The sequence below is a fragment of the Stenotrophomonas sp. As-7 genome (assembly GCF_030291015.1).
Taxonomy (GTDB): domain Bacteria; phylum Pseudomonadota; class Gammaproteobacteria; order Xanthomonadales; family Xanthomonadaceae; genus Stenotrophomonas; species Stenotrophomonas lactitubi.
Genome location: NZ_CP127405.1, coordinates 762,793 through 783,764, shown reverse-complemented (window position 1 = coordinate 783,764; position 20,972 = coordinate 762,793). Strand labels below are relative to the sequence as shown.

The following is a 20,972-nucleotide window of genomic DNA, read 5'->3' as shown; positions in this document are numbered from 1 at the left end:
CCTCGCACTGCGCTTGGCGACGTTGCGTTCTCACGGCCGCCAGTTGGCGTTGCTCTCCCAGAATGCCACCGCGTGCTGGTACGCCTCGCGGTCCAGCGGCACGCCCGAACCACCTTCCTCCACACCCAGCGCATTGCGCATCATCGTGATCGGTGCCATCGGCACTTCTTCCGGTTCGGCGGTGTAGATGCAGCCGACGATGCCCCAGTCCGCCGCAATCGGCGATCCCTCCTTCGCCAGCTGCTCGGCGCTGTACAGGATCACCACCAGGTAGTTGGCACGCGGCGATTCCACGCCCTCGAACCAGCGCACCAGCACCGGCAGTTCCTCGCGGTTGCGCGCTTCGTAGCCGCTGCGCAGCTGGTGGCGGTTGGCCTCGGTGATCGGCACCGTCAGGCAGCGCGTGCTGGTCCAGTTCTCGTACACGAACAGTTTGCAGAACGGCGCGTAGCCATCGAGCATCTTCAACGGCGGATGCGCGTTCAGATGCGCCTCGAACTGCTCGGCGCTGCAGTCCTGGATGGTGTTGCCGCGCGGCACGCGGGGGAACAGGCGGGGGCGGGCGAAATCGGTGAGGACGATGGACATGGTGATGTGATGCGGGAACAGGGACTCAGGTTAACCGCCGGCGTGCTTGAAGTCTGCTTCACATCTGCCGCGCAGACTGCGCCGCACACCCCAGGAGAGACGAGCATGTTCCGATTCAACCCGAGCCACCTGCTGGCGCTGGTCCTGCTGCCGTTGACCGCTGTTGCGGCCCCCGCTCCCCCAGAGCCGCCGCGCGTGCTGCTGGTGGTCAGCAGCGAGGGCCGCGACCAGGGCAAGAGCCGTCCCGGTTTCGAGATGGACGAGTTCGCCCAAGCCTGGTTGATCCTCAAGCGCAACGGCTTTGCCATCGATGTGGCAAGCCCCCGCGGCGGTGCCGTGGAAGCAGACAAGTACAACCCCGCCGAAGCATTCAATGCCGCGCTGCTTGCCGATCAGCAGGCCGTTGCCAAACTGGCTGCCACGCTTCCCACAGAACAGCTTCGTGCCGCCGATTACCAGGGCGTGCTGGTGATCGGCGGCAAGGGCGCGATGTTCGACCTGCCACGCGATATCGCCCTGCAGAAGACCATCGCTAGCATCTGGGAACAGGGCGGCGTCGTTGCGGCCGTCTGCCACGGCCCCGCCGCGTTGGCGGAGGTACGCCTGAACAATGGACGCCCGCTTGTGCAGGGCCGGACGATGACCGGTTTCACCGAGGAAGAGGAAACCCAGTTCGGCAAGCGCTGGGCGAAGGAGTTCAGCTTCCAGCTGGAGCCGCGCATGCGCGAACTGGGGGCACACTGGCAGGAGGCACCGCTGATGATGCCCAAGGTGGTGGTTGATGGCCGGCTGCTGACCGGGCAGAACCCGTTCTCAACCGCGGCCCTCGCCGATGCCTTCGTGCGCGCCAGCGGTCGCACTCCTGCAGCGCGCGAGCCCTGGCGTGACGAACGCAGCATGGCCCTGGTCGAGCAGCACCTGCAGCGGCGCGATGACAGCGCAGCGCGGCAGCTGGCAGAGCGCAGCACCGATTTCCATGTGGAGCTGATCGGCATGTTGGGGTACGTGCAGCTGCAGAGCGCAGCCGACGGCACTCAGGTGTCCGATGCACTGGCCATCATGCAACTGGCCCGCCCGCACATGCAGGAACCGCGACTGGACGTGGCCATCGCCGATGCGCACTGGCGCCTCGGCAGGACGACCCAGGCACGCGAGCAGTTGCTGGCACTGCTGGAAAAGCAGCCGCAGCTGGACGAAGCTAAGGCTCTCCTGGCCCGCATGCAGCCCTGATCATGGACGCCGAGCGCCTGCGCCTGCTGTTGATCGAAGACAACCTGCCGCTGGCCTCGGCCATCGTCGACCTGCTGCAGGCCCAGGGCCATCAGGTCGACTTCGCCGCCGACGGCCAGGTCGGCCTGCGGCTGGCGCTGGCAACACCACCGGACGTGCTGCTGCTCGATGTGGGATTGCCTGGCATCGACGGCATCACCTTGTGCCAGCGGTTGCGTGAATGCAGCGACCGCCATGTGCCGGTGTTGATGCTGACTGCACGCGATGCGATCGACGACAAGCTGCAGGGGTTCGCTGCCGGCGCGGACGACTACCTGGTCAAGCCGTTCGACGACGCAGAGCTGCTGGCCCGTTGCCTTGCCCTCGCCCGGCGCCATCGCGTGGGTCAACCGAACCTGCTGCAGATCGGTGCGTTGAGCATCGACCGGCGCAGTGGCCAGGCCTGGCGCGCGGGCACAGCGCTGGAGCTTCAGCAGGTTCCACAACGCATCCTGCTGGCGCTGGCCGAAGCCTGGCCGCGCACCGTCACCCGCAGCGAACTGGTGCAACGTCTGTGGGGAGATGAAGCGCCTCCCTCCGATCCGTTGCGCTCGCATCTGTACCTGCTGCGCCAGGTACTGGACCGGCCATTCGACGGTGAGATGCTGCGTACCGTGCACGGCGTCGGCTTCCGGCTGGAGGCTTCGCCATGAAGCGGCGGCCGATCCAGCGCCTGCGCCGCCGCCTGGTCGTCGCGTTTACGTCCTTCACCCTCTTCATTGCTGCGGTGTTCGGGCTGTATTCGCTGGTCTTCATGTACGCCGTGGAAGACAGCGTTTTCAATGCACAGCTGGCCCGTGAAGCGACGGCGCAGCTCGCCGTCCATGCAGCTACGGGTCGATGGCGGGCGCCGGGTGATGCGGCCATCCGCCTTTATCAGGACACGAGCGCGTTCCCAAGCGATCTGCAGACCACATTCACCCAGGAGCCGTGGCGTTCTGAATTCAGCGGCAAGGAGGGCCGGCACTACCACGTGCGACGCATGGATCCGCCACCGCCGTCACGGCCTGCCTGGCTGATCGCCGAGGTCAGCTCTCAACTGGCGGTGCGCCCGATCCGCGATGAAGTAGTGGCCCTGCTGGCCGGCACCGCGTTGGTGATGGTGCTGCTGGCGATCCTGCTGGGCGTGTGGCTTGCGCGCCGTGGCACGCGCCCTCTGTATTCGCTCGTGGCGCACGTTGAGGCGTTGCCACTGCTGCCACGGGAAGACACCGCCCTGGCTGCTCACTTCGACGATGACGAGATCGGTGTGCTGGCGCGTGCCGTGGACCGGCTGTCCGCCCGGGTGGCCGCCTTTGTTGCCCGCGAACACGCCTTCACCCGCGATGCCAGCCACGAACTGCGCACACCGTTGGCAGTGATTTCCAGCGCCGCTGGCCAGTTGCTGCACGAACCCGGGCTGTCCGAGCGCGGGCAGCAGCACCTGCAGCATATCCGCCTGTCCGCGCTGCAGCTTCAGCAGGCGGTGGCGGCACTGCTGGCCCTGGCCCGCGAGGACGAGGCGCCCCCCGCCGCGCAGGTACGTCTGGTGCCACTGCTGGAGCGGGTCATCGTTGAACAGGCGCCGTTGCTTGGCGCACGGCCGGTGGAGGTGCAGATGACGTTGGCCGACGATGCGGCGCTCTGCGCGCCGGAGCCGGCTCTGCGCGTGGTGCTGGCCAATCTGATCGGCAATGCCTTCGCCCATACACCGTTGGGACATGTGCGTATCAGCATGGAAGCAGGCGAACTGTCGGTGTACAACAGCACCGGCAGCGACGCATCCCTTGGTCACTGGCCCGATCCACGCCCTTTTGAAAAAGGCGAAGACAGCCTGGGCAACGGTCTCGGCCTGGACATCATGCGTCGCCTGTGCGATCACCATGGCCTGCAGCTGCGGATCGAACGACACACCCTTGGCGTGCGGGCGATCCTGCGCGGATTGCCGATGCCGGGATGATCGCCAACCGTGTGGTACCGCCTACAGCGCCATCCGCTCGCGCAGCTCCCGTGCCTGCCGGCGCGATACCTCGACTTCGCTACCATCATCCAGCGCCAGATCGTAACCATCGCCGATGCTCGGCGTGACCGCACGGATGCGCCGCAGGTTGACCAGCGTGTTGCGGTTGGCACGAAAGAAGAGATCCGGCGGCAATCGCGCTTCCAACGCACTCAGGCTGCGGGCCAGCAATGCGTTCTGGTCGCGGAACCACAGCCGCGTGTAGTTGCCATCCACCACCAACCGGCGGATCTCGGCAACGGCCACGAACCAGCAGCGCTCGCCTTCCCGCACGAACACCTGGTCGTGCGCGCCCAACGCGCCGTGACCGCTTGGAGCTTCGGTATTCAGCTGCACATGCTGGCGGGCACGCTCCAGCGCCTCCAGCAGGCGCGGGGCTTCCACCGGCTTGACCAGGTAGTCCAGCGCGTTGGCCTGGAATGCGCGTACTGCGTAGGTGTCATAGGCAGTGACGAACACCACCGCGGGCACCCTTTCCAGCCCGTCCAGTACATCGAAACCGCTGCCGGAGGGCATCTGCACGTCCAGCAGTACCAGGTCCGGTGCCAGCGTGGCGATGGCCTCGCGCGCGGCCGGCACGTCGTCGGCCTCGCCCACGCACTGCACCCACGGCAACGACGAGAGCAGCGTACGCAGCTCCTGCCGCGCCAGCCGTGCATCGTCGACAATCAACACACGCAGCACGGCCGTCATTGCGGAATCTCCAGCAGGGCCTGCATACGGTCGCCGATCGGCTGCAGGGCGAAACGGCCACGCGTACCCAGTTGCGTACGCAGGTAGGCCAGGCCGACACCATGGCCAAGGGTGGGTTCATTGGCGTTGCCAAGCGGGTTGTCCACCTGCAGGCGCAGCAGGCCATCTTCCAGCGACGCGTGGATATGTACCTCTCCGCCGCCCGCGCGGCTGGCAATGCCATGTTTGATCGCGTTCTCCACCAACAGCTGTAGTGCCATTGCAGGCAGTTGTGCCTGCACAGCTTCTGCGGCGATCTCCCGCCGTACCTGCAGACGCTGTTCGAAGTGGATCCCCTCGATGGCCAGATAGTCATCGACCACCGCCAGTTCCTCGGCCAGGGTCACCTGCTCGCTGCGGTTGTGGGCCAATGCGTGGCGCAGCGTGCGCGACAGGCGGGTGACCATGTCGCGGGCACGCTCGGGGTCCTCCAGGATCAGCGCGCGCAGATTGTTCAATGCGTTGAACATGAAGTGTGGATTCAGCCGCGCACGCAACGCATCGCGCTCCAGGGCGCTGCGCTCCGCCTCCACGCGCAACCGCGCCAGCTCGCTGTGGCGCGCGCGGCGCAAGCCATGCAGGCCCGCCCACAGGCCCGTCCACATCACCAGGAACAAGGCGGTGTTCATCCAGTACAGCACGACCGACGACAGCTGATAGTCGGCATGTCCACCGGGCAACTGGACCCAGCCCATGGTGAGTGCCGGCAGCAGCAAGGCCGCCGTCAGCCCCTGTGCAATGCTGGCGCCGACCACCACGCCAGCGGCCAGCTTCAGTACCAGGCTGCCCAGACTGCCATCCCACCAGCGCTGCCGCAGCGCGACCGAACGCAGCGCGCCGCTGCACAACCACAGGGACACGGCGATGCTGAGGGAAATCAACACCACGCCGCTGAACAGCGTGCCGCCGCCGATACGCACCCCCAGCCACAGGCTGTACGCCGCATAGCCTGCCCACGCCAGCGCGTTGAGGGTCCAGAAGCGGCGGGATGGCGTGGTTGCGTCCAAAGGCAGCCTCAGCGGTGGAAGGAAGGGCATGCAACGATCAGGAATGCGCGGCAAGGAAGCGGCGCAGCTGCGCCTGCAGCCAGCGAGGATCATCCCACATCAGGAAGTGGTAGCCCTGTGCGCTCATCTCGATCTGCACGCCCGGCAGCTTCGCGTACTGCGCCTGGAACTGCGCACGGGTACTGGCTTCCGTACCACCCATTGACTGGTAAGCGGCCCAGCTGCCCAGCACCAGCACCGGCGTGTGGATACCGGCGATGTCCTCACGCAGATCGCGCACCAGCATGGAGTACATCGCATCAGCCATGCTCGTGCGATCACTGTCGCGCCCCCAGCGCTGGAGCTCCGGCAGATGCTGCGTGCTGCGGGTAAGGACCTTGGCGGTCGCGTCGTTGCGTGCATTGAAGCTGGCCTCATCGGCCGCCAGCAGGCCTTCGCGCAGTTGCCCGGCCATCACCCCCACGTTCTGCGCGGTGGCCTGCGGGTTCATCACGGCCGCATAGAACGGCAGCGAATCCACGATCACCAGCGGACCGACGGCATCGGGTGCCTTCAGTGCCATCTGCATCGCCAGCACGCCTCCCAGGCTGTGGCCGATCACGGCAGCCTTCGGCAGGTGCTGCGCCTGCAGATAGCCCAGCAGCTCATCGCGCATCGCCGGCAGGAAATCTGCCGGGCGCGGATCGGCAGGCGCCGCACCGGCAAAACCCGGCAGCTGCACCAGATGGCACTGCACGTCCCTCAGCGCCAGACAGGTCTCGCGCCAGACCTCGGCACTGCTGTTCAGGCCGGGAATCATCAGCAATGGACGCCCCTTGCCGACCACCTCGACCTGCACTGCGCCTGGAACGGCGGCCTTGTCGACGGCGGTGGCATGGGCCGGGCCCGAGCCAAGCACCGCCATCGCCATGCCGACCAACGCCAGCCGCGCCATTGCCTTCATCGCGTACCAGAACGCCAGGAAGATCTTCATCGTCTGCTCCTTCATCAGGTGGGTGGTGCCGGGAATGGGGCCAGCGTGGCTCCGCTTCCGGTGCCCCGGTTGCGATTACGGAGCAACGGCCCGTCAGCGGGGCGAACGGTCGCCCGCATGGGACGGCCGATCTCACGCACCTATTGCACATCCATCTTGATGAAGCGATATACTGATCCGCACCCGCCGCCGCTGCCCCTGCCATGACCGCCATCAGCTTCGAGTTCTATCCGCCCAAGACCGACGAACAGCGCACCCAGCTGGACCGTGCCGCGGCCAAGCTGAAGGCGTATGCCCCCGAGTACGTGTCCTGTACCTTCGGCGCCGGTGGCTCGACCCTCAGCTACACCTCCGAGACCGTGCGCCATCTCAACCAGCACCACGGCTTCGAGGCGGCCCCGCATCTGTCCTGCGTGGGCGGCACCCGCCAGGAGATCCGCGAGCTGCTCAAGCTGTACCGCGCCATCGGCTGCCGGCGCCTGGTCGCGCTGCGCGGTGACCTGCCGTCGGGCATGGGCTTCCCTGGTGACATGCGTTACGCCTCCGAACTGATCGCCTTCATCCGCGCCGAACACGGTGATGCCTTCCGCATCGAAGTGGGCGCGTATCCGGAAACGCACCCGCAGGCACAGGACGCACTGCTCGACCTGAAGCACTTCAAGGCCAAGATCGACGCCGGTGCCGATGCGGCCATCACCCAGTACTTCTTCAACCCCGATGCCTACTTCCACTTCGTCGACGAAGTGCAGCGGCTTGGCGTGCAGGTGCCGATCACCCCGGGCATCATGCCGATCTCCAACTTCAGCCAGCTGCGCCGCTTCTCCGAACAGTGCGGTGCGGAAATCCCGCGCTGGATCAGCCGCAAGATGCAGGCCTACGGTGACGATGCCGAATCGGTGCGCGCCTTCGGCGCCGAAGTGGTAGCCAAGCTGTGCCAACGCCTGATCGAAGGGGGCGCACCGGGCCTGCATTTCTACACGTTGAACCTGGCCAAGCCGACGGTCTCGGTACTGACGTTGCTGCGCGGCTGAAAAGTACGCTGCGTTATCGCAATCGGCGCTACGCTGCGTCGATGAAGCTCGTCCTCTCCCTGTTGCTGCTCCTGCTGCTGCCCGGCGTCTGCGCCGTCGCACAGGCGCAACCCACGCGCTTGAATCGCTGCACCGATCCGCAGGGACAAAGTGTCTACACCGACCGCCCCTGCGACAGCCTGGGTGCGCAGTCCCGGCGTCCGCCGCCGGCGCCTTCCGGCAACACCCTGCAGCGCGACAGCCTCGGCAGCAGCTGCCCACGTCGGCTGAGTGAACTGGTGCAGGCGTTGCACACGGCGGTCGCCATCGGTGATGTGAACCGGCTCTCTTCGCTGTACCTGTGGGGCGCGGTGTCCGATGCGGGCGCACAGCGGATTCTTGGCCAGCTGGAATCGGTGGTGCGGCGGCCACTGGTGGATGTGGTGCCGGTGTATCCGCGGCAGGATCTGGATGAAGGCGCGGGCACTGCTGCGCAGGTACCGGAATTGGAATCGGAACCGACGGCGCGGCGCCATCCGGTCGGGTTGCGGTTGGAGCAGACCCTGCCGGGCAGCGCCACGCGCGCGGCGACCGTGCTTGGGCTGCGGCGGCAATATGGGTGTTTCTGGATTACGTTGTGAGCGGTGCTGCGGAACCGCCATCCACGCATGGCGTGGATCTACTGGTCCCTGCGCGGCGGGGGTCTGCTCATCCACGCATGGCGTGGATCTACTCGTCCCTGTATGGCGTCGGATCGGTACCCGTGCAGGGCATCAGGCCGGCCACAGGCCGCGGATGGCCGCGATGCCCTGCCCGCCATGACGCCGTGCCTCGGCCACGTGCTGCGGCGTCATGCCGCCGAGTGCGTAGATCGGCAGCGAGACCTGCGCGCGCATCGCGGCGAAGGCTTCCCACCCCAACGGCACTGCATCGGGATGGCTCGCAGTAGCCTGCACCGGCCCCAGGACCGCGAAATCGCAGCCGAGCCGCTGTGCCGCCAACAGCTGTTCAAGATCGTGGCAGGAGGCGGCCACCAGTTGCCCGGCCGGCAGCGGCCGTTCCTGCAGTGACTGCAGCTGCTCGCTGCCCAGGTGCACGCCGACGCCGAGGGTGCGTGCCAGCTCGATATCGCGGTTGAGCAGCCACTGCACGCCGCGCCGATGCGTGCGCACAGCCTGCTCGATCATGCCCTGCCGCTGCGGATGCTCGGCGGGCAGGCGCAGCTGGATGCGTTGCTGCCCCGAAGCGACCGCCTGCTGCAGCTGGCCGAGCCAACGCTGCAGGGCACCCTCATCCGTGTCCGGCGCTGGGGTGATCAGGTAGCAGTCCGGCTGCCGCAGCACAGCCACCACCGGCAGGTCGGCCGGCGGCATGGAATAGCGGGCCAGCTTGTCCGGCGCCACCCAGGTGATGGCCTGGCCCTCGCGTCCACGCGGGCTGCCCTTCCAGCTGCGTACGTGCCGCACCTCCAGGATCAGGTCCTTGTCCGGGTAGCGCTGCGGCACGTCCATGATCCACTCGCCCACCTCGGCCTCGATGCCCAGCTCCTCATGCAGTTCACGCGCCAGCGCCTGTTCGGAGGTCTCACCGGGCTCGCGCTTGCCGCCCGGGAATTCCCAGAGGCCGGCCATGTCGCGGCTTTCGGTACGGCGGTTGAGCAGGATGCGGCCGCGGGCGTCGGTGATGACGGCGGCTACGACGTGGATCGATCGTTTCGGGGAAGGCATGGGGGGAGCATGCCGAAAACCGGGGCACCGGCGCAATCGCCGAACGCTTCAAGGCCCATAACAGGAAAGCCCCGCTTTCGCGGGGCTCTCCGGGGGTCAGCTCAGCTGGCCGTGGCAGTGCTTGTACTTCTTGCCGCTGCCGCAAGGGCACGGATCGTTGCGACCGATCTTCGGCTCGTCACGCTGCAGCTGGGCGGCCTCGACCTGCGCCGCTTCCTCGTCGGCGCTGTAGCCGCCTGCGTCCTGGTGCTGGAACTGCGACTGCTTCAGGCGGGCTTCCACCTGCTGGCGCTCGGCCGCTTCCAGTGCCTGCACTTCCTCGTCGCTGCGGATGCGCACGCGGGCCAGCAGGGTCACCACTTCGCGCTTGACGTTCTCCAGCATGTCCGAGAACAGCTCGAAGGCTTCCTTCTTGTATTCCTGCTTCGGCTGCTTCTGCGCGTAACCACGCAGGTAGATGCCCTGGCGCAGGTAATCCATGCGTGCCAGATGCTCCTTCCAGCTCTGGTCGAGCACGGTCAGCATCACGTGCTTCTCCAGCGCGCGCATGGTCTCTTCGCCCACACCCGCTTCCTTCTCGGCGAAGTGCTGGTTGATGCGTTCCTGCACCTTGGCGGTGATGCCTTCGGCGTCCAGTTCCTCGTGCGACTTGACCAGATCGGTCAGCGACATGTCCACGCCGAAGTCCGACTGCAGGGTGGCTTCCAGGCCACGCAGGTCCCACTGCTCGTCCACCGAGTTCGGCGGCACGAAGCGGGCGACGATGTCGAAGATCACGTCGTCGCGGATGCCATCGACGTTGTCCTTCACCGACTCAGCGTCAAGCAGTTCATCGCGCTGGGCGTAGATCACCTTGCGCTGGTCGTTGTTGACGTCGTCGAAATCCAGCAGGTTCTTGCGGATGTCGAAGTTATGGGCCTCGACCTTGCGCTGCGCCTTTTCAATCTGGCGGCTGACAAGGCGGTCCTCGATGACGTCGTCTTCCTTCATGCCCATCATGCGCATGGCCTTCTGCACCCAGTCGGAGGCGAAGATGCGCATCAGGTTGTCTTCCAGCGACAGGTAGAAACGGGACGAACCCGGGTCACCCTGGCGGCCCGAACGGCCACGCAGCTGGTTGTCGATACGACGCGATTCGTGGCGCTCGGTACCAACGATGTGCAGGCCGCCCGCCGCCTTGACCGCGTCATGGCGCTTCTGCCACTCGGCCTTGATCGCGGCCTTCTGCTCGTCGGTCGCGCCTTCGCCCAGCTCGTGGATTTCCGCTTCCAGCGAACCACCCAGCACGATGTCGGTACCACGACCGGCCATGTTGGTGGCGATGGTCACGGCGGCCGGACGACCAGCGTTGGCGACGATGGTCGCTTCGCGGTCATGCTGCTTGGCGTTGAGCACTTCGTGCTTCACACCCGCCTTGCGCAGGTGCTCGGACAGCATTTCCGAGGTTTCGATCGAGGTGGTACCCACCAGCACCGGCTGGCCGCGCTTGGCGCATTCTTCGATGTCGGCCAGCACCGCATTGAACTTGCCCTTGCGGTTGAGGAACACCTGGTCCGGGCTGTCCTTGCGGATGGTCGGACGGTTGGTCGGGATCACCACCACTTCCAGGCCGTAGATGCTCTGGAATTCGAACGCTTCGGTATCGGCCGTACCGGTCATGCCGGACAGCTTCTTGTACATGCGGAACAGGTTCTGGAAGGTGATGCTGGCCAGCGTCTGGTTCTCGCGCTGGACCGGCACCCCTTCCTTCGCTTCCACCGCCTGGTGCAGGCCATCGGACCAGCGGCGGCCAGCCAGGGTACGGCCGGTGAATTCGTCGACGATGACCACTTCGCCATCGCGCACGATGTAGTCCACATCACGCTGGTAGATGGCGTGCGCGCGCAGGGCGGCGTTGAGGTGGTGGACCACGGTCAGGTTCTGCGCCGCGTACAGGCCTTCGGTCTCGGCATCGAGGATGCCGGCGTCGACCAGCAGCTGCTCGGCGTGCTCCATGCCCGCTTCGGACAGGTGCACCTGCTTGCCCTTCTCATCGACCCAGAAGTCGCCCTCACCGTCTTCCGCTTCCTGCTTGACCAGGTTCGGCACGATGCGGTTGACGCGGATGTACAGCTCCGGGGAATCGTCGGCTGGGCCGGAAATGATCAGCGGGGTACGCGCTTCGTCGATCAGGATGGAGTCGACTTCGTCGACGATGGCGTAGTGCAGGCCGCGCTGGTAGCGGTCGGCCTTGGACAGCGCCATGTTGTCGCGCAGGTAGTCGAAACCGAATTCGTTGTTGGTGCCGTAGGTGATGTCCGAACCATAGGCTTCACGCTTGTCGCTGTGCGGCATGCCCGGGTAGACCACGCCCACGCTCAGGCCCAGCCAGTTGTACAGCTTGCCCATCTGCGCGGCATCGCGGCGGGCCAGGTAGTCGTTCACGGTGACCACGTGCACGCCCTTGCCTTCCAGCGCGTTGAGGTACACCGGCAGGGTTGCCACCAGGGTCTTGCCTTCACCGGTGCGCATTTCTGCGATCTTGCCCAGGTGAAGCACCATGCCGCCGATCAGCTGCACGTCGTAGTGGCGCATGCCCAGCACGCGGCGACCGGCCTCGCGGCAGACCGCGAAGGCTTCCGGCAACACCTTGTCCAGGGCTTCACCACCGGCGATGCGCTGCTTGAACTCCGGCGTCTTGGCCTGCAGCTGCTCGTCGGAAAGCTTCTCGATCTCCGGCTCCAGCGCATTGATCTTGGCGACGATGCGGTTGAGCTGGCGCAGCTGTCGTTCATTACGACTGCCAAATACGCGGGTAAGCAGGCTGTTGATCATTGAAGGAACCGGGTTGGATGGGAATGCCGCACGGCTCCGGGAGGATCCGTCCGCCGCAAACGAAACAGGGCGCCTGGCGCCCTGTCGATGGCAACACCCATTGTAGCTTGGGATGGGCGGCAGGGGTTTCAACCCTTTGCGGTCGTCCAGGCGGCCGGGACCGGGGTCCTGGCGGCCGCGCTTCGCGCTCGCGGGGCATGGCCCCGCGCTACCGCCGGGATCCGACGGCGCGCCGGTAGCGCCGGGCCATGCCCGGCGTCGCAATCAACCGCGGGTGATGCGGCCGACCGGGGTATTGCCGCCATCGCCGAGGAACTTGCGCGGGTTGACCACGTTGCCGTTCTCCCACACCTCGAAGTGCACGTGGGCGCCGGTCGAACGACCGGTGGAACCGGCCTTGGCCACTTCCTGGCCAGCGCGGACGAGGTCGCCGACCTTCACCACCAGGCGCGAATTGTGCGCGTAGCGGGTGACGTAGCCATTGCCGTGGTCGACGTCGACCACGTTGCCGTAGCCGCCCTTGACCCCGGAGAAGCTGACCACGCCATCGGCCACGGCCATCACCGGGTCACCGACGCGGGCGTGGAAGTCCATGCCCTTGTGGGTGGCAGCACCGCGACCGAACGGGTCAGCGCGGGTACCGAAGCCGGAAGTGACATAGCTGTTGCGGATCGGCATGCGCGAGGGCACGGCGTTCTGCTGCAGCTGGTGGTCGAACATCAGCGATTCCATCACCGACAACTGGCGGCCTGAAGCAGCGAAGCGCTGCTCCAGCACCTGTAAGTCGGCGTTGACGTCCTTCACCGGGATGTCGGCGGTCGGGCCGCCGGCATCGCCGTCACCGAGGCCGGGGGTCTCGTTGAAGTCAAATTCGCCGTCTTCCAGCTTGCCCATCTGGGTCAGCCGCTCGCCCAGGGCGTTCAGGCGGGTGGCCTGTGCCTGCAGCTCGCCGAGGCGGGCGGCCAGCGCGTTGACCTGGGTCTGCGCATCGCGCTGGACCTTGGCCAGCTCGGCCTCCTGGCGGTCGACCTTGGCCTGCAGGCGCGAATCATTGAGCGCACTGGCGCCAATGCCGCCGGCAAGGCCGATAATGCAACCTGCGCCGAGCACGCTGCCCAGCAGGGCTCGGGGGCGGTCCTCGAAGTAGAACCGCAAACGCGTGAGCGCCGATTTGGCCTGTCCTTCACGCGTTTTGATTACGATCTTTTTGAATGCCATCAGTGAGTTTTCATGTCTGAGCCGAAATCCAGCGTTCGTCCCGCATCCAGACCGAAACCGGCCCTGGATGTAGTGATGGCGGACAAAAGCGGGAACCCGCTGCGGCGTGCCCTATGGCTCGACGCGCTGGACCGTCAGTTGCGCCCCCAGTTGCCGCCACCTCTGCGCAGCCGTTGCCGGCTGGCCAATGTGGACGGGGAACACCTCGTTTTTCTCGTCGAGTCCCCGGTCTGGCATGCCAAGTTGCGGCTTGCCGAAGCCCAGTTGCTCGACGCGGCCCGGTCCATCGGGCTGAAGGCCACCAAGGTGACCGTCAAGACTGCGTCTCCCACTCCCACGCGCTCCCCAGCGCTCGACAACCGGAATGGACCCCACGCAGTTTCAGCCGCCACGCACAAAGGGCTACGCGACGCCTTGGCAGCTCTGCAGGACCTTCCTTCGAAACCGAAGCGGGAAACCTGAAAGCAGCGGAGCGTCCTGCTCCACTCCCCGTCGCGCGTGTCACCGCAGCGTGAAACATTTCGGGGGCCGGGTCGCATCCTAGCTGGCCCCGGTGGGGCAGTCGTTAGATTGTTGTTAAAACAACGTTAAATTCAGGCTTCCGATCCAACAGGTTCACAAAACCGTGACTTCGGCCCGGCCGTCGCGTCACCGGCTGCGCCAGCGCCTCACGGAACGTCGGAAACGCAAACGCCGCCCTGGAAGGCGGCGTTTTTGCATTAAAATTCAACAACTTGCAAAATCAGGCATAGGCCGGCGTGGCGTACACCACCGGGTCCGGCACCGCCGGCGAGTCGTAGGTGACCCATTCCCAGGCAGTGGCATCGGCCATCAGCGCCCGCACCAGCTTGTTGTTGAGCGCGTGGCCGGACTTGAAGCCCTCGTAGGCGCCCAGCACCTGGCCGCCGGCCAGATAGAGGTCGCCGATCGCATCGAGGATCTTGTGGCGCACGAATTCGTCGGCGTAGCGCAGGCCGTCTTCGTTGAGCACGCGGAACTCATCGAGCACGATGGCGTTGTCCATCGAACCGCCGAGGCCGAGATTGCGCTCGCGCATGTATTCCAGATCGCGCATGAAGCCGAAGGTGCGCGCGCGGGAGATTTCCTTGGTGTAGGCCATCGTCGAGAACTCGATTTCCTGGCGCGACTGCTTGGCCGGGATCATCGGGTGGTCGAACTGGATGGTGAAGCCCAGCTTGTACCCCTCGTACGGGGTAAAGCGGGCCATCTTGTCGCCCTCGGTCACTTCCACGGTCTTCAGCACGCGGATGAAGCGCTTGGGCGCATCCTGTTCCACGATGCCTGCCGACTGCAGCAGGAACACGAACGGACCGGACGAACCGTCCATGATCGGCAGCTCGGCCGAGGACAGTTCGACGATGATGTTGTCCACACCCAGGCCGGCCAGGGCCGACATCAGGTGTTCGACGGTCTGGATCTTGGCGTCGTTGCAGGTCAGGCCCGTGCACAGGGTCACTTCGGTGACCAGTTCGGCCTTCGCAGGTACTTCCACCACCGGGTCCAGGTCCACGCGCCGGAACACGATGCCATGGTTGACCGGCGCCGGACGCAGGGTCATGTAGACCTTGTCACCGCTGTGCAGGCCTACGCCGGTGGCGCGGATCGTGTTCTTGAGGGTGCGTTGCTGGATCATGGGGGACGACCGGAAGTGACACATTAGATTAACACGCAGGGTCCCCTACCCCGGCTGAAACGCCGGCAGGACACACCGGCGCGCCGGTAGGACGCGCGTGAAGCAGGGCGGCCGGGCCCATCCTGGCCCGGCGCCCGCGTTTTCAGGACATGGTGGCGCAACCCGGGGGGGACAAGCCCCGGGCAGCGTCGATCAGTCCGCCTGGCGGCGCAGGAACGCCGGGATGTCCAGGTAATCGTTCGGCAGTTCCGCAGCAGCCGGGGCCGAGGAGGCCGGAGCCGACGGGGTGGAAGCCGCCACGCTGTCGCTGCTGGCCCGACGCAGGCCCAGGCCCATGCCACCGACGGCCTTGGACACCGCATCGCCGCCGTTGTCGAACTCGCCGAACTCCGGCTGGCCGGTGGTGGCGTTGCGGACCAGCTTGATCGGTGCACGCTCGCCCGGACGCTGGGTCTTGCTGGCCGAGACGCGGTTCAGACCCGTGGCGACCACGGTCACGCGCACTTCGTCCTGCATGTCCGGATCGAGCACGGTACCCACCACCACGGTCGCGTCTTCCGAAGCGAAGCCGTCGATGGTGCGGCCGATCTCGTCGAACTCGGCCATGGTGAAGTCGGCACCGGCGGTGATGTTGACCAGGATGCCGTTGGCACCGGCCAGGTTCACATCGTCCAGCAGCGGGTTCTGGATGGCCGACTCGGCCGCGGCCTGCGCGCGGTCATCGCCGCGGGCGGTACCGGTACCCATCATCGCCAGGCCCATTTCGGACATGACGGTGCGCACGTCGGCGAAGTCGACGTTGATCAGGCCCGGACGCACGATCAGGTCGGCGATGCCCTGCACGGCGCCCTGCAGCACGTCGTTGGCGGCACGGAAGGCCTGGATCATGGTCGCGTTGCGACCCAGCACGGTGATCAGCTTCTCGTTGGGGATGGTGATCAGCGAGTCGCAGTGCTGGCTCAGTTCTTCGATGCCCTTCAGCGCGACCTGCATGCGGCGACGGCCTTCGAACGGGAACGGCTTGGTGACCACGGCCACGGTCAGGATGCCCATTTCCTTGGCCAGCTGTGCCACCACCGGCGCAGCGCCGGTACCGGTGCCACCGCCCATGCCAGCGGTGATGAACACCATGTCCGCACCCTGCAGCGCGTCCATGATGCGCTCACGGTCTTCCAGCGCAGCCTGGCGGCCGACTTCCGGATTCGCGCCTGCGCCCAGGCCCTTGGTGACATTGGTACCCAGCTGCAGCTGCAGCTTGGCACCACAATTCTTGATGGCCTGCGAGTCGGTGTTGGCGGTGATGAACTCCACGCCGTCCACTGCCGAGTTGACCATGTGCGCCACGGCATTGCCGCCGCCGCCGCCCACGCCAACAACCTTGATCACCGCATTGGGTGCCATCTTTTCGATCAGTTCAAAATGCGCCATGTCCGTGTCCTCGTTGTATCCGCTTTCGATTGCATGGGCATTCGGGCGTCCTGCCTTCGTGCTGCATGCCGTCGTTGCGGCTGTGTGGGTTATGTGTTGCCGGTGTTGCGTCGTATTGCCGGTGTTGCAGCCGGGCGAGCCCGGGTAGTGCAGGTTCCGCGTCAGAATTCGCCGCGGAACCAGGTCTTGAGTTTCTTGAACATGCTTCCAGCGCGACCGGTCGGCAGCGACGGCCGGCGCGGATGCTCGATCTGGCTGCCCATCAGCAGCAGGCCCACGCCGGTGGCGTGCACCGGGTTGCCCACCACTTCGCCCAGCCCGGTGACGTGCTGCGGGATGCCCACGCGCACCGGCATCTGCAGCATTTCCTCGGCCAGTTCGACCACGCCTTCCATCTTCGAGGCACCACCGGTCAGCACCATGCCGGCGCGCACCAGTTCCTCGAAGCCGGAGCGGCGCAGTTCGGCCTGCACCATTTCGAAGATTTCTTCGTAGCGGCCCTGCACGGCCTGCGCCAGCGCGTGGCGCGGCATGCGGCGCGGCGGACGATCACCGACCGACGGCACCTGGATGCTTTCCTCGGCGGTGGCCAGCTGGGCCAGGGCACACGCGTAGCGCACCTTGATCTGCTCGGCTTCCGGGGTCGGCGTGCGCAGCATGTGCGCGATGTCGTTGGTCACGTGGTCGCCGGCGATCGGCAGCGAGGCGGTGTGGCAGATCGCACCCTGCACGAACACCGCGATATCAGTGGTGCCGGCGCCCATGTCGACCAGCACCACGCCCAGCTCGCGCTCGTCGGCGGTCAGCACCGCCACGCTGGAGGCCAGCGAAGACAGCACCAGGTCGTCCACCTGCAGGCCGCAGCGCTGCACGCACTTGCTGATGTTGGCGGCGGCCGACTGCGCGCACACCACCAGGTGCGCATGCACTTCCAGGCGCACGCCGGTCATGCCGACGGGGTTGCGGATGCCTTCCTGCGAATCGTCCAGCACGTACTCGCGCGGGATCGCATGCAGGATCTTCTGGTCGGCCGGAATCGCCACCGCCTTGGCCGCATCGAGCACGCGATCCAGGTCGCCCCAGGTCACTTCGCCGTCGCGGATCGGCACGATGCCGGGCGAGTTCTTGCACTGCACGTGATTGCCGGAGATGGAGGCATACACCGAGCGGATCTCGCAGCCGGCCATCAGCTCGGCTTCTTCAACCGCGCGCTGGATCGACTGCACGGTCGATTCGATATCCACCACCACGCCGCGCTTGAGGCCGCGCGACTCATGGGAGCCGATGCCGATCACTTCGATCGGGTTGCCCGGCGAATACTCGCCCACCAGCGCCACCACCTTGGAGGTGCCGATATCCAGGCCGACGATCAGCGATTTGTCACCCTTGCGATTCATGTTCTTTCCTGCGTCCTTCTTGCCGGGGTGCCCGGTGCATTGGCGGGGGCGGCCGGAGTGCCCCAGCTCAGCGTGAAACCATTGGTATATCGGAGGTCGGCGCGCTCGATCGGCGCGGCCTGGTTGGCCAGCTGCGGCAGCACGCGCACGAAGCGCTGCAGGCGCGAACGCGCGTCATCGCGGCCGACCACCACTTCAGTGCCGTTGCTCAGCAGCAGCGACCAGCTGCCGCGCGCGTCCATGGTCAGCCGGCGCACATCGACGCCAGCCGGCGCGAACAGTGCGCGCGAATCGTTGTAGAGCTTGACCACTTCTTCGGTCTGGCTGTCCGGGCCATCCAGCTCGGGCAGCTGCAGGTCGGCCAGCTTCTTCGGCGTGGGGAACAGCTTGCCCTGCTCGGACAGCAGGCGGCCTTCGCCCCAGCGCGCGAACGGCTTGTGCTCGACCAGCGTCACTTCCAGCACGTCCGGCCACTGCTTGCGCACCTGCGCGCTTTCCACCCACGGCAGTTTTTCCAGCGCGTCCTGCGCGTCCTGCAGCTTGACCGCGAAGAAACCGGCATGTGCATACGGCAGCAGCACCTGCTGCAGCTGTTCCGGCGGCACCCGCTTGAACTCACCGTGTACGCGCAGCTTCGCCAGCGGCCAGCGCTCGGCGCCGACCCAGCCATTGACTACGGCCACCACCGGCAGTGCAACCACCGACAGGGCCAACAGCCAGACGAAGATGCGCAGCACCGCATTCATGCGTGCGATGCCTCCAGGGTCTGTTCCAGCACGCGCCACACCAGCTCCTCGAAGCTGATGCCAGCCTGCCCGGCCGCCTTGGGCACCAGCGAATGGCTGGTCATGCCCGGCGCGGTGTTCACTTCCAGCAGGAAGAAGCGGCCGCTGGCGCGATCACGCATCACATCCACGCGACCCCAGCCACGGCAACCCGCGGCGCGGAAGGCCGCCAGCGCGATGCGGCGGATCTCTTCTTCGTCATCACCATCCAGGCCCGGGCACAGGTACTGGGTGTCTTCGGCGATGTACTTGGCGTTGTAGTCGTACCACTGGCCCTTGGGCACGATGCGGATCGACGGCAGCGCGACATCACCCAGGATGGCCACGGTCAGTTCATCGCCGACCACCATCTGTTCCATCAGCAGCTGGCCGTCGTAGCGCGCGGCCAGGGCCACCGCTTCGTCCAGGCCGGCGTCGTCGGTGACCCGGCTGATGCCCACGCTGGAGCCTTCGTTGGCCGGCTTGACCACTACCGGCAAGCCGAGCTCGGCCGCCAGCGCATGCACCGTCGATGCATCGACCTTCCGGTACTGCGGGGTCGGCAGGCCCAGCGACAGCCACACCTGCTTGGTGCGGATCTTGTCCATGCTCAAGGCCGAGCCCAGTACGTTGGAACCGGTGTAGGGCACGCCGAACGCGTCCATCAGGCCCTGCACGATGCCGTCCTCACCACCACCGTTGTGGCCGTGCAGGATGTTGAACACGCGATCGATGCCGCCGGCCGCCAGCGCCTTGGCCAGCGCCGGAATGCCATCGATGGCGATCGCATCGACACCACGCGACTGCAGTGCTTCAAGTACGTTGCGGCCCGAATCCAGCGACACTTCACGCTCGCTGGAACTGCCACCGAGCAGCACGGCAACGCGGCCGAACACGGCCGGGTCGGTGCTGCGCAGCGACGGGAAGGTCAGCGTGCTCACGCCTCGCCCTCCGCCTTGAAACCTTCCACTGCAATGTGGCTGGCGACGGCGCCGATGTCACCGGCACCCATCATCAGCAGCAGATCACCGTCCTGCAGCACGTCCGGCAGCACGGTGGCGAGTTCGGACGCCTTGCCGACAACCACCGGCTCGCTGCGGCCACGCGCACGGATGGCGCGGGCCAGCGCGTGCGAATCAGCGCCGGCGATCGGCTCTTCGCCGGCCGGATAGACCTCGCTCAGCACCAGCGCATCGACGCTCGACAGCACCGCTGCGAACTTGTCGAACTGATCGCGGGTACGGCTGTAACGGTGCGGCTGGAAGGCCACCACCAGGCGCTTGTCGGCCCAGCCACCGCGCGCGGCGGCGAACACGGCTTCCAGCTCGCTCGGATGGTGACCGTAGTCGTCGATGATGCGGACCTTTGCACCCGTGGCGGTGGTCACTTCGCCCAGATCGTTGAAGCGGCGACCGACGCCAGCGAAGCTGGCCAGCGCACGCGCGATCGTGTCCGGAGACACACCCAGCTGCCAACCCACCGCCGCAGCGGCCAGCGCATTGAGCACGTTGTGCTTGCCCGGCAGCGCCAGCACCACTTCCTGGCTGGTGCCCTGCGGCAGGCGCAGGGTGAAGCGCATGCGCGAACCTTCCTGCACCACGTTCTCCGCGCGCACGTCGGCCTGCGGGCTCATGCCGTAGCTCATCACGTGGCGCGGGGTCTTGGCGGCCAGTGCGGCCACTTCCGGGTCGTCGATGCACAGCACCGCCAGGCCGTAGAACGGCAGGCGCTGCAGGAACTCGGCGAACGCCGCCTGCACGCGGGCGAAGTCGTTGCCGTAGTTCTCCAGATGATCGGAATCGATGTTGGTGATGATCGACATCAACGGATTCAGGCGCAGGAAGCTGCCATCGCTCTCGTCGGCCTCGGCCACCAGCCACTGGCCTCCGCCGAGCTTGGCGTTGGCACCTGCCGCCAGCAGCTGGCCACCGATCACGAAGGTCGGGTCCAGCCCGCCTTCGCTCAGCACCGCAGCGGTCAGGCTGGTGGTGGTGGTCTTGCCATGGGTACCGGCCACGGCGATGCCGCGGCGGAAGCGCATCAGTTCGGCCAGCATCGCCGCGCGCGGCATGATCGGGATGCGCTGGCTGCGCGCTTCCATCAGCTCCGGGTTGTCCTCGCGGATCGCGCTGGAGACCACCACGCAGTCGGTGCCCAGCACGTTGGCGGCGGAATGGCCGCGCATGATGCGCGCGCCCAGGCCGGCCAGGCGCCGGGTGGCAGCGTTGTCGGCGTTGTCCGAGCCGGACACTTCATAGCCCAGCGTCAGCATCACTTCGGCGATGCCGCTCATGCCGGTGCCACCGATGCCGACGAAATGCACGCGCGGGAACGCGCGCACCAGATCGTTGGTGTCATGCAGGCGGCGGATCATGCGCGGCCTCGCGCAGGG

At 66.4% G+C, this 20,972-nt stretch carries 18 protein-coding genes and 1 pseudogene; 6 read left to right on the top strand and 13 right to left on the bottom strand.

The features are described 5' to 3' along the window. Positions 1–30: 30 nt before the first annotated feature. A complete protein-coding gene (locus QP457_RS03530) occupies positions 31–588 on the bottom strand; it encodes a DUF3228 family protein (protein ID WP_205406059.1) in 558 nt (185 codons plus the stop codon). 105 nt (positions 589–693) lie between these two features. Here QP457_RS03530 and QP457_RS03525 point away from each other — a divergent pair, with 105 nt between their 5' ends. The 3 genes from QP457_RS03525 to QP457_RS03515 are packed head-to-tail and all read left to right on the top strand — an operon-like array spanning position 694 to position 3,796. Further along, positions 694–1,818, top strand: coding sequence for a type 1 glutamine amidotransferase domain-containing protein (locus QP457_RS03525; protein ID WP_205406058.1), 1,125 nt, complete (start codon positions 694–696; stop codon positions 1,816–1,818). A gap of 17 nt (positions 1,819–1,835) precedes the next feature. Then, positions 1,836–2,510 carry a response regulator transcription factor gene (locus QP457_RS03520; protein ID WP_205406105.1) on the top strand — a complete coding sequence of 225 codons (675 nt, stop codon included), beginning with the start codon at positions 1,836–1,838 and terminating at the stop codon, positions 2,508–2,510. Next, positions 2,507–3,796, top strand: coding sequence for a HAMP domain-containing sensor histidine kinase (locus tag QP457_RS03515; RefSeq protein WP_205406057.1), 1,290 nt, complete (start codon positions 2,507–2,509; stop codon positions 3,794–3,796). Before QP457_RS03520 ends, QP457_RS03515 begins: the two co-directional genes overlap by 4 nt. 21 nt (positions 3,797–3,817) lie before the next feature. On the opposite strand, the gene QP457_RS03510 is transcribed toward QP457_RS03515, so the two are convergent. Genes QP457_RS03510 through QP457_RS03500 form a run of 3 tightly spaced genes read right to left on the bottom strand, consistent with a single transcriptional unit; the run spans position 3,818 to position 6,568 of the window. After that, on the bottom strand, positions 3,818–4,549 hold the full coding sequence (locus tag QP457_RS03510; RefSeq protein ID WP_205406056.1) for a LytTR family DNA-binding domain-containing protein: 732 nt from the start codon (positions 4,547–4,549) through the stop codon (positions 3,818–3,820). After that, positions 4,546–5,595: a histidine kinase gene (locus QP457_RS03505; RefSeq protein WP_205406104.1), complete on the bottom strand. Its 1,050-nt coding sequence runs from the start codon at positions 5,593–5,595 to the stop codon at positions 4,546–4,548. The genes QP457_RS03510 and QP457_RS03505 overlap by 4 nt, the downstream gene beginning before the upstream one ends. A gap of 37 nt (positions 5,596–5,632) precedes the next feature. After that, positions 5,633–6,568: an alpha/beta hydrolase gene (locus tag QP457_RS03500; RefSeq protein ID WP_205406055.1), complete on the bottom strand. Its 936-nt coding sequence runs from the start codon at positions 6,566–6,568 to the stop codon at positions 5,633–5,635. 203 nt (positions 6,569–6,771) lie between these two features. Here QP457_RS03500 and metF point away from each other — a divergent pair, with 203 nt between their 5' ends. Both metF and QP457_RS03490 read left to right on the top strand, forming a co-directional pair. Beyond that, entirely contained in the window at positions 6,772–7,599 is an 828-nt protein-coding gene (gene metF / locus QP457_RS03495) for a methylenetetrahydrofolate reductase [NAD(P)H] (RefSeq protein WP_089238795.1), read from the top strand. 41 nt (positions 7,600–7,640) lie between these two features. After that, positions 7,641–8,219, top strand: a complete 579-nt coding sequence (locus QP457_RS03490; protein ID WP_205406054.1) for a DUF4124 domain-containing protein — start codon at positions 7,641–7,643, stop codon at positions 8,217–8,219. A gap of 132 nt (positions 8,220–8,351) precedes the next feature. Here the strand turns inward: QP457_RS03490 and QP457_RS03485 are convergent, their stop codons facing one another. The 3 genes from QP457_RS03485 to QP457_RS03475 all read right to left on the bottom strand — a co-directional run bounded on the left by QP457_RS03485 (position 8,352) and on the right by QP457_RS03475 (position 13,337). Continuing rightward, entirely contained in the window at positions 8,352–9,305 is a 954-nt protein-coding gene (locus QP457_RS03485; RefSeq protein WP_205406053.1) for a Nudix family hydrolase, read from the bottom strand. A gap of 96 nt (positions 9,306–9,401) precedes the next feature. Next, positions 9,402–12,119, bottom strand: a complete 2,718-nt coding sequence (secA, locus tag QP457_RS03480) for a preprotein translocase subunit SecA (RefSeq protein ID WP_180166757.1) — start codon at positions 12,117–12,119, stop codon at positions 9,402–9,404. Between the two features lie 264 nt (positions 12,120–12,383). After that, positions 12,384–13,337 (bottom strand): M23 family metallopeptidase, encoded by a 954-nt coding sequence (locus QP457_RS03475; protein WP_099820294.1) that lies wholly within the window; start codon positions 13,335–13,337, stop codon positions 12,384–12,386. Positions 13,338–13,349: 12 nt separating this feature from the next. Here QP457_RS03475 and QP457_RS03470 point away from each other — a divergent pair, with 12 nt between their 5' ends. Continuing rightward, the gene (locus tag QP457_RS03470; protein WP_162292002.1) at positions 13,350–13,799 is read left to right on the top strand and encodes a DUF721 domain-containing protein; all 450 of its coding nucleotides are present in this window, start codon (positions 13,350–13,352) and stop codon (positions 13,797–13,799) included. Positions 13,800–14,079: 280 nt separating this feature from the next. Here the strand turns inward: QP457_RS03470 and lpxC are convergent, their stop codons facing one another. From lpxC to murC, 6 genes and pseudogenes are all read right to left on the bottom strand, one after another. Beyond that, the gene (gene lpxC, locus QP457_RS03465) at positions 14,080–14,991 is read right to left on the bottom strand and encodes a UDP-3-O-acyl-N-acetylglucosamine deacetylase (RefSeq protein WP_025876575.1); all 912 of its coding nucleotides are present in this window, start codon (positions 14,989–14,991) and stop codon (positions 14,080–14,082) included. Positions 14,992–15,183: 192 nt separating this feature from the next. Continuing rightward, complete coding sequence (ftsZ, locus tag QP457_RS03460; RefSeq protein ID WP_025876577.1) at positions 15,184–16,419, bottom strand: cell division protein FtsZ; 1,236 nt, start codon at positions 16,417–16,419, stop codon at positions 15,184–15,186. A gap of 161 nt (positions 16,420–16,580) precedes the next feature. Continuing rightward, complete coding sequence (ftsA, locus tag QP457_RS03455) at positions 16,581–17,816, bottom strand: cell division protein FtsA (RefSeq protein WP_025876580.1); 1,236 nt, start codon at positions 17,814–17,816, stop codon at positions 16,581–16,583. Between the two features lie 68 nt (positions 17,817–17,884). Then, positions 17,885–18,562 (bottom strand): annotated as a pseudogene (locus tag QP457_RS03450) (cell division protein FtsQ/DivIB); the annotation flags it as partial. After that, positions 18,559–19,521, bottom strand: coding sequence for a D-alanine--D-alanine ligase (locus tag QP457_RS03445; RefSeq protein WP_205406052.1), 963 nt, complete (start codon positions 19,519–19,521; stop codon positions 18,559–18,561). The pseudogene QP457_RS03450 and the gene QP457_RS03445, both read right to left, overlap by 4 nt. Further along, a complete protein-coding gene (gene murC, locus QP457_RS03440; RefSeq protein WP_089238777.1) occupies positions 19,518–20,954 on the bottom strand; it encodes a UDP-N-acetylmuramate--L-alanine ligase in 1,437 nt (478 codons plus the stop codon). The genes QP457_RS03445 and murC overlap by 4 nt, the downstream gene beginning before the upstream one ends. Positions 20,955–20,972: the final 18 nt, after the last annotated feature.

What these genes read in the sequence shown, in the direction of transcription:
- QP457_RS03530 (WP_205406059.1), bottom strand. Translation starts at nt 588, where the DNA reads ATGTCCATCGTCCTCACCGATTTCGCCCGCCCCCGCCTGTTCCCCCGC.
- QP457_RS03500 (WP_205406055.1), bottom strand. Translation starts at nt 6,568, where the DNA reads ATGAAGATCTTCCTGGCGTTCTGGTACGCGATGAAGGCAATGGCGCGG.
- ftsA (WP_025876580.1), bottom strand. Translation starts at nt 17,816, where the DNA reads ATGAATCGCAAGGGTGACAAATCGCTGATCGTCGGCCTGGATATCGGC.
- murC (WP_089238777.1), bottom strand. Translation starts at nt 20,954, where the DNA reads ATGATCCGCCGCCTGCATGACACCAACGATCTGGTGCGCGCGTTCCCG.
- secA (WP_180166757.1), bottom strand. Translation starts at nt 12,119, where the DNA reads ATGATCAACAGCCTGCTTACCCGCGTATTTGGCAGTCGTAATGAACGA.
- QP457_RS03475 (WP_099820294.1), bottom strand. Translation starts at nt 13,337, where the DNA reads ATGGCATTCAAAAAGATCGTAATCAAAACGCGTGAAGGACAGGCCAAA.
- QP457_RS03470 (WP_162292002.1), top strand. Translation starts at nt 13,350, where the DNA reads ATGTCTGAGCCGAAATCCAGCGTTCGTCCCGCATCCAGACCGAAACCG.
- ftsZ (WP_025876577.1), bottom strand. Translation starts at nt 16,419, where the DNA reads ATGGCGCATTTTGAACTGATCGAAAAGATGGCACCCAATGCGGTGATC.
- metF (WP_089238795.1), top strand. Translation starts at nt 6,772, where the DNA reads ATGACCGCCATCAGCTTCGAGTTCTATCCGCCCAAGACCGACGAACAG.
- QP457_RS03490 (WP_205406054.1), top strand. Translation starts at nt 7,641, where the DNA reads ATGAAGCTCGTCCTCTCCCTGTTGCTGCTCCTGCTGCTGCCCGGCGTC.
- QP457_RS03525 (WP_205406058.1), top strand. Translation starts at nt 694, where the DNA reads ATGTTCCGATTCAACCCGAGCCACCTGCTGGCGCTGGTCCTGCTGCCG.
- lpxC (WP_025876575.1), bottom strand. Translation starts at nt 14,991, where the DNA reads ATGATCCAGCAACGCACCCTCAAGAACACGATCCGCGCCACCGGCGTA.
- QP457_RS03515 (WP_205406057.1), top strand. Translation starts at nt 2,507, where the DNA reads ATGAAGCGGCGGCCGATCCAGCGCCTGCGCCGCCGCCTGGTCGTCGCG.
- QP457_RS03485 (WP_205406053.1), bottom strand. Translation starts at nt 9,305, where the DNA reads ATGCCTTCCCCGAAACGATCGATCCACGTCGTAGCCGCCGTCATCACC.
- QP457_RS03510 (WP_205406056.1), bottom strand. Translation starts at nt 4,549, where the DNA reads ATGACGGCCGTGCTGCGTGTGTTGATTGTCGACGATGCACGGCTGGCG.